The 13,321-nt window shown below is 50.9% G+C and carries 8 protein-coding genes and 1 tRNA gene; 5 read left to right on the forward strand and 4 right to left on the reverse strand.

All coding sequences use genetic code 11. The features are described 5' to 3' along the window. Nucleotides 1–336: 336 nt before the first annotated feature. Nucleotides 337–3,084, forward strand: coding sequence for a S8/S53 family peptidase (locus A0W33_RS14205; RefSeq protein ID WP_068838803.1), 2,748 nt, complete (start codon nucleotides 337–339; stop codon nucleotides 3,082–3,084). A 177-nt stretch (nucleotides 3,085–3,261) separates the two neighbouring features. Here the strand turns inward: A0W33_RS14205 and A0W33_RS14210 are convergent, their stop codons facing one another. Both A0W33_RS14210 and A0W33_RS14215 read right to left on the reverse strand, forming a co-directional pair. After that, nucleotides 3,262–4,551, reverse strand: a complete 1,290-nt coding sequence (locus A0W33_RS14210) for a site-2 protease family protein (RefSeq protein ID WP_068838804.1) — start codon at nucleotides 4,549–4,551, stop codon at nucleotides 3,262–3,264. After that, complete coding sequence (locus A0W33_RS14215) at nucleotides 4,538–5,170, reverse strand: HAD family hydrolase (protein ID WP_068838805.1); 633 nt, start codon at nucleotides 5,168–5,170, stop codon at nucleotides 4,538–4,540. Before A0W33_RS14215 ends, A0W33_RS14210 begins: the two co-directional genes overlap by 14 nt. A 92-nt stretch (nucleotides 5,171–5,262) precedes the next feature. On the opposite strand from A0W33_RS14215, the gene A0W33_RS14220 reads away from it, so the two are divergent. From A0W33_RS14220 to A0W33_RS14240, 4 genes are all read left to right on the forward strand, one after another. Next, nucleotides 5,263–5,336 (forward strand) — tRNA-Ile (locus A0W33_RS14220). Between the two features lie 471 nt (nucleotides 5,337–5,807). Beyond that, on the forward strand, nucleotides 5,808–7,118 hold the full coding sequence (locus tag A0W33_RS14230) for a TolC family protein (RefSeq protein ID WP_172798122.1): 1,311 nt from the start codon (nucleotides 5,808–5,810) through the stop codon (nucleotides 7,116–7,118). 31 nt (nucleotides 7,119–7,149) lie between these two features. Beyond that, the gene (locus tag A0W33_RS14235; RefSeq protein ID WP_068838808.1) at nucleotides 7,150–8,355 is read left to right on the forward strand and encodes an efflux RND transporter periplasmic adaptor subunit; all 1,206 of its coding nucleotides are present in this window, start codon (nucleotides 7,150–7,152) and stop codon (nucleotides 8,353–8,355) included. A 6-nt stretch (nucleotides 8,356–8,361) separates the two neighbouring features. Next, complete coding sequence (locus A0W33_RS14240; RefSeq protein WP_068838809.1) at nucleotides 8,362–11,487, forward strand: efflux RND transporter permease subunit; 3,126 nt, start codon at nucleotides 8,362–8,364, stop codon at nucleotides 11,485–11,487. A 187-nt stretch (nucleotides 11,488–11,674) separates the two neighbouring features. Here the strand turns inward: A0W33_RS14240 and A0W33_RS14245 are convergent, their stop codons facing one another. Together A0W33_RS14245 and A0W33_RS14250 are read right to left on the reverse strand one after the other, a co-directional pair. Beyond that, nucleotides 11,675–12,061 (reverse strand): DUF805 domain-containing protein, encoded by a 387-nt coding sequence (locus A0W33_RS14245; RefSeq protein WP_068838810.1) that lies wholly within the window; start codon nucleotides 12,059–12,061, stop codon nucleotides 11,675–11,677. A gap of 329 nt (nucleotides 12,062–12,390) precedes the next feature. Continuing rightward, nucleotides 12,391–12,990 (reverse strand): DUF6624 domain-containing protein, encoded by a 600-nt coding sequence (locus A0W33_RS14250; RefSeq protein WP_068838811.1) that lies wholly within the window; start codon nucleotides 12,988–12,990, stop codon nucleotides 12,391–12,393. Nucleotides 12,991–13,321: the final 331 nt, after the last annotated feature.

A 13,321-nucleotide genomic window follows, 5' to 3' on the forward strand; every position in this document is an offset into this window, starting at 1 on the left:
ATCTACCTAAAGCACCATTCCTCTTTCTTCTTCCGCTAGCTTGAAATAGTGTAGCCGACAGTAATAGTTAATCGGGTTTATTTGAAGTTGTACGTCCTGTGTTTAAACATGTAAAAAATTGTCTTACAGGCGGTTGCTTGAAGGGGTGAGTTTGTCTGAAAAATCGGGTAAAGCCAAATATTCTGTTCTAATAGTTTAATTTTTCAGAAGGGAAAGGGACGTATATAGCATATGTTATTTTTTTAATGGAGCCAAAGTCCAGCAGGCATAGTTGCTTCGTATCTACCGAACATTTCACCTTAAACTATATATGTCCAAACTTTACTCTTAACCTTTATGAAGAAAATCTTAGCAGTAGCAGCTATGTACCTGCTCATGGTAAACGCCGTATTCGCGCAGGCTTACGTAGATTCAAAGCTTAAGACAGCCCTTACAGACAGGATAACCCCTGTGCAGGTTGTAGTTACCTTTAAAGGAGAGGGAGCCCCTGCTCTTCTTGATATTGCCGCCCTTACCCAGTTAGGAATCACAAAGGGTCTCACACTTAGGGCCCTGCCCATTGCTGGTGCTATCGCCACTGCCTCGCAGGTAGAAGCGCTTGCCAGAAACCCAAGGGTGCTTTCCATTTACCTGAACGAATCGCTGAAGTATGAGAATAACGCTGCCACCGCCCTTACAGGTGTAGAAAAAGCGCGTAACGAGATGGCCTTCACCACCCAGAATGGTGGATTGCCTGTGTCAGGTAAAGGAATCGGCGTGCTTGTGAACGACAGCGGGGTAGACGGAACACACCCTGACCTGCAGTTCGGCAAGAACCTGAAGCAGAACGTAACGGCGGCCACTAACCTGAATGCACTCTCTGCCATACTGCCGTACACGCCCATCGAGAACATCCCGAACACCGATGCTACTGGCGGCCACGGCACGCACGTTGCCGGTATTGTAGGTGGTACTGGCCAGGCTTCAACGGGCAAGTATACTGGTGTTGCTCCAGGTGCTGATCTTATCGGCTACGGTTCAGGCGCTGCCCTGCTGCTGCTGGATGTACTGTCTGGCTTCGACTATGCGTTGATCAACCAGGCGCAGTACAACATCCGCGTCATCACAAACTCTTTCGGTACTACAAGCGACACAGGCACAGACGTGAACCCTGCTGACCCGATTACGCTGGCGACAAAGCGTTGTGTGGATAGAAACATCGTGGTGGTATTCTCTGCCGGTAACTCAGGCCCAAGCTCTGGCACCATGACTGGCCAGTACAAGAAAGCGCCGTGGGTAATTGCCGTGGCTGCTGGCGACAAGTCCGGCCGTTTGGCAGATTTCTCTTCCAGGGGCATAGAGGGCAAAGGCGGTTCTTTCACGCTCGATGGAGAAACTTATACCTGGCAGGATCGCCCAACAGTAACATCTCCGGGCGTTGACATTATTGCTGCAAGAGTAATCGCACCGGTTTCTTCTTTGTCTGCTGATAAGGATGCCACAGAACTGGACCCTGCCCACGTGCCCTACTACACGCACATGAGCGGTACATCTATGGCAGCGCCGCATGTGGCTGGTATTGTGGCGCTGATGCTGGATGCGAACCCATCGCTGACGGTGGCACAAGTGAAGGCGATTCTACAGCAAACTGCTTCTAACGTTCCTGGCAGAGAATCATGGGAGGTAGGTGCCGGTTATGTAAACGCCTATGCCGCAATCGACAGATCCTTCAGAGCGGCTGCGCCTTATGGCTCCACGCTTAACCTGACCAGAACTTTCAACAGTAATGTAAATGCAAACAACGTTGCAGAAAACTTCTCCATAGATTATAACCCTGCTACCACTGCTACCAACATTTATACTTTCAGCGTGGCAGAAGGTACGACAAGCATCGAGGCGAAAATTAAAGCCACTGGTGTTGAAGGGGAGACTGGAAACCCGGTAAGGCTGTCGCTTATCTCGCCTAGCGGTGTAAGAACAAGTGCTGGTATACCTGTGCTTTTTGCTTTGAGCTACGACCGTGGCGTGGCTATAGCCTCTCCTGAAGCCGGTACCTGGACAGCGGAGATTTCCGGTTTGAATGGGGTTGCTTTCCCTGAGAAAATCAGCGGCGTAATCAACAAGATGACTGCAGCCGGTACCTCAGGACTAAATGACATTGCGGGGCACCCGGCAGAGGCTTCGATCAAAATGGCAGTAAGTTCCCGTTTGGCGGATGGTTTGGCAGGAGGTGGCTACAAGCCGGACGAGCTGCTGAAGCGCATAGACATGGCAGACTACCTGATGATGGGAGAGGGCATCCGCCAGTTCCTGCCTGTAAATGGTGCCTTTACTATGACGGACGTGAGAGACAGAAACCTGTTGGTTGAGTCAATTGTAGCCAAAGGTGGTGCCCTGCGCGATCAGGAGCATAAGTTCAATGGCATTATGCTTCCTGCTGCACCTGGCAAGTTCGCTCCTACCGGCAAAGTAAGCCGTGCAGAAGTGGCTTACTCGCTTGTGCAGGCATTGGGCTTGCAGAACTTTGCCGTGGAGCGCAACGGTAAAACACCAACAGTAGCAGTAGACGGTAAGAGCTACCCTATAGAGGATGCGAAAGACATTCCTGCCGGTTTGGAGGGTTATGTGAGCGTGGCGCTGGAGCTGAACCTGATCAACGCTTACTACAGTGTTACACAAGGTCCTTATGATCTGCAGCCAACACTGCACGCTACATTCAAGCCATTGCAGGATGTTACCCGTGCTGACTTTGCCGTAATCATCACCCGCACACATGCACAGTGGAATGCCGCTACGCAGCCTCTTGCCAGCACAAGCACTTCTAACGCAGTAGCCGTTGGTAGTTTGGAGGAGCGCGTGTTCAGCTATCCGAACCCATTCACTGGCAAAGCTACCATCAGCTATGTGGTGCCGCAGGATGGCCCGGTACAGGTGGAGGTTTATGATGTGCTGGGTAAGAAGGTTGGCACACTGGTTGCCGAAACAGTAAAAGCCGGTAAGCACACGGTAGAGTTCGATGGCAGCAAGTTACCAGTTGGCACTTATATCTATCGTGTAAAGGCTGGAAACAAGGTGTTCACAAATCGCATGATCCTGACTAAATAGTAAAGCTTAAATTAACTATGCCTGTAACTAGGCAGAAACAAAGAAGCCTGCAGCACAAAATGCTGCAGGCTTCTTTTTGCTTTGACCTTTTTCCCGTACTGCCCTGAAAAGTTCGACAACAAAGGTCTGGCCGTGTACGGAGCTCCTGCGGGCATCTGGCAACAGCGCAGTGAAATGCTACTCGATTATGAACGGTGATGGGCTGAAGCAAAGCAGGAACACCACAAACGCGAGTACGCCCAGCACCTTACGTGCAGGCGAGAGTGGCCGCTCATCGGGGCAGGAAGGGTGGAAGATTCCCATCAGGCGCGAAAGCAGAATGCCGAACACCAGCCAGCCGCTGTAGCCATCCGCGTCCGGGAAAGCCAGGGAAATAAGCACCTGCAGCAACAGCACCAGGGCAGCCAGCAGTAGGCTATACTTCAGTTTGGGAGTGGCGGGCTGCAGCACAAACACCAGGTAGAGCACATAAAAAGTCCATAGCCAGATGTACGCTGCTATCTCAGGAAATAAATCGGCCAGCGTATACTGCAGCGAAAGCAGGAGCAGGGTAGCGGGCATGGCAAACTTCCGGGAGTCCAGCAGCTTTAAAAAGGCCCAGTAGGTGAATGGTCCAAAAACAACCAGCAACTCCTCCGACCACACCGGCTTGCTGTAAGGCGATATTACCCCTAAGCCGGCATAAAGTATAAACAGGCTGAAGAAGATAGGCGAGAGCTGGTTAAAACGCCTGTAGCCTATCAGGCCGTACAGGATGTGCCCGCCGTCCAACTGTCCGATCGGGAGCAGGTTTAGCGCCGTGAAGAACAGGGCCAGGTAGCCGGCGAACACCAGCGGGTAATGGATAACCTCATACTGGTTCGGCAGCAGCGCAGGATCGGCCACAAACTGCTCGAAGAACATAAACAGCAGGTTACTGCCGATCGAGAAGCTTCCAAACACGTCCTGGTATACATATTGGGCATAATCCAACCCATATTTTTGATACTCTGGATGGACAGAAAAAATATACTCGGGCGGCGGCAGGTGCGTAAAAGCGTAGTATAGCAACGGAACGGCCACTACAAAGCCCGCCAGCGGACCGGCAATGCCGATATCAAAGAACTGCTGGCGCGAGAAGATGCGCTCCTTTATCCGAATAAAAGCCCCCATCGTGCCAATAGATGCCGTTATACCGAACCAAAGCGGAATATAGTAGGGCAGTGTAACAGCGGTGCGATAATGGCGGGCCGTAAAGTAATGTCCGAACTCATGTACTGTTAGTACCCCCAGGAAGGGCAACGAGAAGTATAGCCCACCAATAAACTCTGCTTGGGTAAGCGTGCCCGTCCAGGTGAAACCCTGCGGCCCGAGGAAAAAAAGTTTTCCAAACGTCCATTCTGCCCCGGCAATGGTGGTGGTCACCAACGTGAGGCAGAACAGGAGCAGGTGTAACCAATAGTTCTGCTGCGGCTTAGCTAACGACATCCGCAAAAACTTGGTTGATGGTGAGCGGCGGTTGCAGGTGCAAAGTCTGAAGACCTACATTGCGGGCGCTCTCGATGTGCTGGATGCTATCATCTATAAACAGTGTTTCTGCCTTCTCCAAACCGTTCTCGGCCAGCACCTGCTCAAAGATGGCGGCATCGGGCTTGCGTTTGCCCACCAGGTGCGAGTAATAGCTCTTGTCGAACAGCGAGTCGAGGCTCGGGATAGTGAAGCTGTGTTCCACAATCTCGTTAAAGCGCTTCATGTGGATGGCGTTGGTGTTGCTCAGCAGGAAAATACGGTAATGCTTTCCCAACTCCAGCAACAGGTCAATGCGCTCCTGCGGAATGTCCAGCAGCATGGCGTTCCAGGCGTCGTCGATCTGCTCATCCGTCGCGTCGATCTGGTACGTCTGGCGCAGGTTGTTGCGGAATTCCTCGTTCGAACTGACTCCTGTTTCAAAAAGGTCGAAAAGGTGCGACTGCTCTTTTTGACTAAAGGCGATATTGCAGTTGTCTTTGCACAGCTGCTGAAGGTGTTGTATGCTTTTGCCGTAGTCGATGTTAATGATGACCCCGCCGAGGTCGAAGATTATATTCTTGATTTGCTTGAAGTCCACGAAAAAATATCTGAATTGTGTTTGAATTATTGAATGCAAATATGTAAAATTGCACTCCCAAATACAAAGGAAGCACATTCTTTAGAGGGAACGGGCCTATAGCTCATTCGGTTAGAGCAACTGACTCATAATCAGTAGGTGCCTGGTTCGATTCCAGGTGGGCCCACTTCACAATCAGCCACTTACGAGTAAAATCGGTAAGTGGCTTTTTTATTTGCACACGTTTTTGATTTCCTGCTATTAACCCAAGCGAGTACCATTCCCCAGGGAAAATAGCTCCTGAAACTCACTTCCGCAGGGACATGATGAGCGTAGTATTTGCCGTTCAACCCACTATCCCTCCCTTTTTTCAGTTTGGTCTTGGGTGCTAGCGTAATTTTTATGCTTAGCAGGTTGATAGCCAAGTATAACCTTAAGCAGCTGGTGGTGGTTAAATGAGTTGTACAAGGCAAAACAAAGGCCTGTACCTCAACCCGATTGATCATTAGATGCGTCCGGTACAAGCAAATTGAAAGACGGCAGGTTTACATATGGTGCTCCCAACGCCCCGGTAGTCTTCTTACCGGTCAGGTTTGTCGTATGCATCTGTACCTTGTTTTATTTATCCGGATGTTCACGGAAAGTAGCGGAAGTTCAGTTGCCCTATGAGCCAAAGCAGGAGTTCTCCCTGGCCGGCGAAACAGCAGTGCCTGACAGGTGGTGGCTAACTTTCAACGACCCAACACTGAACATACTTGTCGACTCCGCCCTGGAAGCCAACTTACCCTTAAAAATAGCATGGTATCAAGTTGATGAAGCCCGGGCCGTGGTGGAGATTGCCTCATCGGCAAGAGTGCCCGACTTATTTCTGCAGTTACAGTCTGGGGTCAGCCGCCCGGAACCTGATTTTGCCGGAGGAGAAAATACGCAGCTGCGCCTGGGGGCGAGCTACGAAGCCGATCTGTGGGGCCGGATTAGGTATAGCGTGCATGCGGAGGAGTACCGGTTCCAGGCCAGTTACTACGACTACAAAACGGCGGCCGTTACCCTTACCAGCGAAGTTGCCCTGGCCTGGTTCAGGCTGAAAGCGAACAGCATTCAGCTGGAGCTGGTAGACGAGCAACTGGAAACGAACGAACAGGTGCTGGCGCTCATCCGGAACAGGTTTGCCAGCGGACAGGTGCGGGGCGTTGACGTGCTGCGGCAGCAGCAGCTCATCGAAAACACAATGCAGCAACGAATAACACTCGAACTGCAGCGGGAGTTGCTGGAGAATCAGCTTTCCGTGCTGCTTGGCCAACCGCCCGGCGAGATGGCAACGGTTCCCGCCCAATTACCCGACCTGCCGCCATTGCCCCAGACCGGTGTGCCGCTCCAGCTTGTCAACCGCAGGCCCGATGTGCAAAGCTCCTTTTACCTGCTCCAGGCCACAGACAGGGAAGTAGCCGCCGCCATCAGCAACAAATACCCCCGCCTGACTTTATCACTTAATGCCGCCCTTCGGTCCAACGACTTAATCGGACTAGCCCAATCACAGGCTATCTCGATTGGAAGCAGTCTATTGGCCCCTTTGTTCTACGGCGGCAGGTTAAGCGCACAGGTCGATCAGGCAGAAGCCATCCGGCAGCAGCAACTGAACGACTATGGGCAAACGGTGCTAATTGCTTTTCAGGAAATAGAAAACGCCCTCGTGCGGGAGACAAAACAAGTCCAGCAAATCGAAGTAATAGCAAAACAGGTGGAGCTGGCTGAAAAAACCTATGGACAGCTGCGGATAGAGTACCTGAATGGGTTTACTCCCTACCTCGATGTGCTGGTGACGCTCAATCAGCTGCAACAGCTGCGAAGGGAGTTAGTAAATACAAGGCTGGGCCTGCTCGAAATAAGAATTGAGTTGTACAGGGCCCTGGCCGGTGGTTTTGAAACAGAAAGGGAAGTTGAATCAGGGGAAGAAACTCAGGAATTGTAGCACAGATGTGAACCGTATACAGCGCCTTTAAATGACCAAAAAGAAGACATTCCTAATCAGTGCCGCCATACTTCTGGTAAGTGCTGCCATAACCCTGGTTGTGTTTATGACGGCACCGGAAGCGCAGCGCGAAGGAGCAAGTATAACCACGGCCATGCTGGTGGATGTGGTAGAGGTAAACCGGGGCAGTTATACCCCCACCGTAGTGGCAACTGGAACCGTGCAGCCCGCCAAAGACATTACCTTAAGCACACAGGTAGGCGGGGAAGTGGTGCGTATTGCAGAAGACTTCGCACCGGGTTCCTTTGTCGATAAGGGCGAAGTGCTACTGCAGATCAACCCTGCTGATTACCGGAACACGCTGCAGCTTCGGAAGAGTGACCTGCAGTTAGCCAAAACGGATCTAAGCGTGGAGATGGGCAGGCAGGAGGTGGCCCGCAAGGACTATGAATTAATTGGCGAAGCGCTTCCTGCAAATAACCAGGATTTAGTGCTTCGCAAACCCCAGCTGGATGCAGCCAAAGCCAGGATAGCTGCGGCGGAAGCTGCAGTAGACCAGGCACGACTGAACCTGCAGCGTACCACCATCCGGGCGCCGTTTGATGCTCATATCCTTAGCCGAAATGCCAATGTAGGATCCCAACTGGCGCCGGGTGCGGAGCTAGGGCGACTGGTAGGAATGGAAAAGTATTGGGTAGCGGCCAATGTACCCGTTGCGAAGGTAAACTGGCTCACTTTCTCTGAAAACGAAGCCAATGCCGGATCAAATGTAAAAGTCATAAACGCCACCAGCTGGGCTGCCGGGCAGTACAGAAAAGGAAAGCTGTTCCGCCTGGTAGGTGCTCTCGATACGCAAACTCGGCTGGCACGAGTGCTCATTTCCGTTCCCGATCCGCTGGCACGGCAAACAGCCGCCGACACCGTTCCCCCTTTGATTATCGGCACTTTTGTGGAAGTGCACATTCAGGCGAAGGAAATACCAAACGTCATCCGGCTTAGCCGCGATTACCTAAGGCAAGGGAACACGGTTTGGGTGATGAAAGACGGCAAACTGAATATCCGGAAAGTAGACGTCCTTTTTGATGACGCCACTTACGCCTATATCAGCAAAGGCCTTTCGGATGGCGATAGGGTTGTAACCACAGACTTATCCACTGTGGTGGAAGGGTCTAAATTACGTACAGAAAGAGGAGGAGCGGCACAGGATACCACGGCAGGAGAAGAGGATAAGGAGTAACGAAGTATGGAAGAGCAAGCGAAACCGGCTGAAGACACACAGAAGGGCGCCATCGCCTTTATGGCCCGCAACCGCATCATCACTAACCTGCTGATGTTTTTACTGGTGGGCGGTGGTATCTGGACGATGTATAACATGCAGAAAGAGGTTTTCCCGCAGTTCCAGCTAGACTATGTAGAAATAAGTGTGGTGTACCCCGGCGCTGCACCAACCGAAACAGAGCAGGGAATCGTGTTGCCGGTGGAGGAAGCCATTAAAGGGGTGCAGGGTATAAAAGAGGTAACGTCTGTTGCCAACGAAGGCTCCGGTACCGTTACGGTGGAGCTGGTCCCCGGCTCTGACAGGATGAAGGTTTTCCAGGACATCGACCAGGCCGTAAGCCGTATCCAGACCTTTCCGGATGATATAGAACAACCTCAGGTAACGCTGCTGGACCAGCGGCAGGACGTGATGCAGATCGGGCTGTTCGGGGATGTGGATGTATGGACGCTGCGCATACTTGCCGAAAGACTGCGTAACAGGCTGCTGAGCAACGACGAAATCACACAGGTAGAGATAGGCAACGTGCCCGACTTTGTGACGCACGTGGAGATTCCGGAGCACACGCTGCGGGAGTATAACTTCACACTGGGCCAGGTAGCCGACATTATCCGCAATTCCAGCGAGGATGTTCCGGCGGGCTCCATCGAAACACAGGCCGGCGAAGTGCTGCTCCGGATGGAGGAGCGGAAGCTCTGGGCTGAAGAACTTGCTAACATCGATATCATTTCTTCAGCGTCGGGTGCCACGGTAAAGCTCGGCGACATCGCCACAGTAACCGACGGATTTGAGGAAACAGGCTTTCATGGGCAGTTCAACCAGCAAAATACCGTAGACCTGGAAATATTTCGCACAGGCAAGCAGTCTCCCCTGGAGATAGAGGAGCTTGTAAAGGAAATTATCGCAGACTTCGAGCAATCCCTGCCACCCGGCGTGAACATTCGCATTGACACAAACAGGGCAGAAGACTTTCGGGAGCGTTTGTCGCTTTTAACGGAGAACGGGTTAATGGCGATCGTGATTGTGATGGTGATCCTGGGGCTGTTCCTGGAGTACCGGCTGGCGTTCTGGGTGATGATGGGTATGGTGATATCCTTTATCGGGGCCATGGTGTTGTTGCCCGTCATGGATATCAGCATCAACATGATCTCGATGTTCGGCTTCCTGATTGTGATGGGTATTGTGGTGGATGATGCCATTGTGGTGGGAGAGAATGTGTATGCGTACCGGCAGAAGGGCTACAGCTACATGGACGCCGCCATACTTGGAGCGAAGGATGTTTCCAAGCCTGTCATCTTCAGTATCCTCACCACCATCATTGCCTTTGTGCCGCTGCTTTTTATGCCCGGGGAGACGGGTAAATACTGGTGGCCTTTACCGGTGGTGGTAATAGCGGTGCTGGCCGTATCCCTTTTCGAAGCACTGTACATACTTCCCTCACACGTGGCGCACAAGCCAAAAGAAAACAACTCCAAAGCCATACGGAAGCTGGAGAGCTGGCAAAATTCTATAGCCGATGCCTTCAGCCGGTTTGCAAACAAGCGCTATGAGCCCTTTCTGGATGTGTGCTTGCGCAACAGGTATATTACCTTCGCTGCTGCACTTGCCTTGTTGCTTTTAGTTGGCGGCTACGGCTACAGCGACCACATGGGCATGGTGCTGATGCCTGAACTGGCTGCCGATGAAATAGAGTGCGCCGTACGGTTGCCGGTAGGCACTACCACTGATCAGGCCGCTAAAGTTGCCATTGAAGTTACCAACTCTACGCGCCGCATGTTCGAAGAGCACAACCTGTACGAGGTAGCCGAGGGCATCAAAACAAATGTCCGTGGCAAAGACTTTATCGATGTGGAAATTGTGATGAAACCTCCGGATGAGATCGACATGACGGCCAAAGAGCTAATTGCCTTGTGGCGTGAAGAAATCGGTGATATTGAGGGTGTCGACCAGATTACATTCGAGGCGGAGCGGGGTCCGGGCGGTGCGCGTCAGGACATAAGTATAGACCTAAGCCATACCGACATTGAAATGCTGGAGAGGGCTAGCGAAGCTTTTGTAGAGCGGGTGGAGTCGTTTGCGGAAACCCGCGACATCAGCGATAACTTCAACATGGGCAAAGTACAACTGGGCTTCGAGCTGTTGCCGGAAGGCAGAAGCCTTGGCTTTACACCCTCCGGGGTAGGGCAGCAGGTGCGTGATGCCTTTTTCGGTGCCCTGGCCATGCGGCAGCTCCGTGGCATCAATGAAACGGAAATCCGGGTGAAGTTGCCGGAGGAAGAGCGCAAGGACATGTACAACCTGGAGGAGTTCATCGTGCGGGCACCCGATGGCACGTCTGTCCCTTTGCTGAATGTGGTAAAAGTAACCGAAGGAGAGACGTTCACAAACATCAACAGGCGCGACGGACGCAGGGTGGTAAACGTGGGAATGGACGTGGAACCAGCAAGTGCCCAGACCCGCGTCCTGAAATCATTGAACGAAGAGGTGCTCCCCCAACTGCGGGCCGACTTCCCTGGGGTTACCTGGACCTTTGAAGGAAGCCAGGCAGATATGCGGGAGTCAACGCAGGCGCTGTGGTCTGGCTTTATCATCGCCATGCTGCTTATCTTTTCTTTACTGGCTGTGGCGCTAAACAGCTATGTGCAGCCCATTATCGTGATGCTGGCTATTCCGTTTGGGGTGGTAGGGGCGGTGATTGGGCACATCCTGCTCGACTACGACCTTTCGCTGGTCAGCTTAATGGGTATCATTGCTCTCTCCGGGGTGGTGGTAAACGACTCGCTGATTATGATCGACTACGCCAACAGGCACCGGGGTAGCCACTCTGCCTACGAAGCCATTCATGAAGCCGGCGTCCGAAGGTTCAGACCCATCGTACTCACCACCCTCACCACCTTCGGCGGATTGACCCCCATTATACTTGAAACATCCCGACAAGCCTATCAGCTTATACCAATGGCTATATCGCTGGGCTTTGGGATTATCTTCGCTACCTCTATTATTCTCGTGATTGTGCCCTGCCTGTACATGATCCTGGATGACGTGGTGAAATTGATAAAAAGCAAGCAAGCTTCAAGTAGTAGTGCGGGATAAACTGATTATAGGGCTGCTGCTGCGTCTGATCTTCGGAGTAAGGTAAGATGTGTAGCTAGCTATGAGGGGGCGTAGAGTTTGTTTTATGAAATAAAGATTAAGAAAAAGCCACCCGTTGTAGGTGGCTTTGCTATAATATTGCTGTCACCCGCTGCTAGTTCATCAGAGGCAGGGAAGCGGTGCTTACTTAACTTACAAGAACCTCCTGAGCAGGAACTGCGGCTCTGTACATATCAGCTTGGCTAATGCGGCCTTTTGGGTCGTTTCCGTAATAGTTGCTTCCGTGGTCTCCATCACCGAACAGCATCCAAAGACCGTAAAATGGAATTAGCTGAAAGAAGCCAGAGTTTCCGCGGTCATGGCATCTCTTGGCGCCAGAAGCAAGACTTATCCAGCTTGCCATGAGCATGGCAACAACGAAAAAGATCGTTGCTCCGGCTGCCGCTGACTCACCGGCGAAAAGTGAGACACCAAATACAAAGAAAATGACACTCATTAAAGTTGTGAGGATGATATGAGTAACGGCGTACTCAGTTCTGCGGATCCTTCCGCTGAAAGAGAAGATGTTTGACATGCTGTTGTTTGTTTTTGTTAGTTGGAAAGATAGAGGCTCAATATAGGTAATATATAGTGATTCCTATATTTGTAAAGGATAATTTTTTTTGCGAAAGTCCGTAAAGGTTGCCTACCTAAAAAATGCAAAAAGCCACGCGCTAATGGTGGCCACCTGTTTTTACGAGGTCGGAGGTTCTGGATATATGACGCTAGGTAACGTTGCGGTTATTTCCGAAGGCGACGTTTAGCAGGACTACCGCTTTATAAATTAAGTATAAGTATTGCTTTCCATTAGCGCAGCAGTAGTTCGGCAGCCCACTTTTGGCAACCCATCATTAGGTGCAGTGTTTATTTTATCCAACCTGCCGCTTTTCTCCATTCATCATACTTCTGCTTCCTATTTTCTAAGTCGGTTGGTGGGGCCTGGTTTTCACTTTTAACCTGTCCTCTCATAATATCCGTCTGTTCTTCAAGCGTGTTCAGTCCGACAGATTTTCGTCTTTGATTTACGTTGGCTAAGTCGTCATAAGGTCTGGGGCTTAATTCCCCGTTTTCATCCCAATCAAATTGAGTTCCATAGAGCTGCGGCCTTCCTTCATAAACAGCAATTCGGTCAGTCAGGTAAGCCAGGCTTCTTGGGTTCGCTTTATTTTCACTTACGGCACTTTCTAAAAGTTTTACACACTTTCTCATAAAGCCTGGTTGCCCGATTGAATGCTGTATGACCAACCACGCGGCCTCGCTGGCTTCTTTACCTACTTTGTCCAATGTTGGGTAACCAATCGTGTTTATAATTTCATTTAATATCTCCGCATTGCTGTTGTGCAGTTTCTCCATTTCCTCGTTGTAGCCTTCTGACAGTTGCCCATTTTTAATAAGCTTGTCCCTAAGTGCTAAGTCTTCATTTTTAAGATTGATTATTCTTTCAGCAATGGTTGTGTAATCCATTCTTTTAGTGGTATATATCTGATCAGTAGGAAGAAAATATGCGTTGCAATCGAGTTTCTCACCGAGTCATGTTGTTTGAAAGAGCCATCCGTTGTAGTTGGCTTTTCTGATTTGTTTAATCCATGGCGACTGCATTCCTGTCTGTAGCTTTACTGTTCAGGATTTCCCTCTTTGTTATTTAATCTTTATGTCTTCAGCCACGTCTTTCACGGGCTAAAGAACCTATCTACCTTTGGGCATATTAGGTTAGATCTTCTAAGTGAGAGCGCTTGCTGCTGCGAGCGCTTTCTCTTTTTATGAAGTTATCATACTTAAAGTATAATCCCATACT

Source organism: Pontibacter akesuensis (genome assembly GCF_001611675.1).
Classification (GTDB): Bacteria; Bacteroidota; Bacteroidia; order Cytophagales; family Hymenobacteraceae; genus Pontibacter; species Pontibacter akesuensis.

Bases quoted from the DNA above. Each gene is read 5' to 3' on its own strand.
- A0W33_RS14205 (WP_068838803.1), top strand. From the start codon at position 337: ATGAAGAAAATCTTAGCAGTAGCAGCTATGTACCTGCTCATGGTAAAC.
- A0W33_RS14210 (WP_068838804.1), bottom strand. From the start codon at position 4,551: ATGTCGTTAGCTAAGCCGCAGCAGAACTATTGGTTACACCTGCTCCTG.
- A0W33_RS14235 (WP_068838808.1), top strand. From the start codon at position 7,150: ATGACCAAAAAGAAGACATTCCTAATCAGTGCCGCCATACTTCTGGTA.
- A0W33_RS14240 (WP_068838809.1), top strand. From the start codon at position 8,362: ATGGAAGAGCAAGCGAAACCGGCTGAAGACACACAGAAGGGCGCCATC.
- A0W33_RS14245 (WP_068838810.1), bottom strand. From the start codon at position 12,061: ATGTCAAACATCTTCTCTTTCAGCGGAAGGATCCGCAGAACTGAGTAC.
- A0W33_RS14250 (WP_068838811.1), bottom strand. From the start codon at position 12,990: ATGGATTACACAACCATTGCTGAAAGAATAATCAATCTTAAAAATGAA.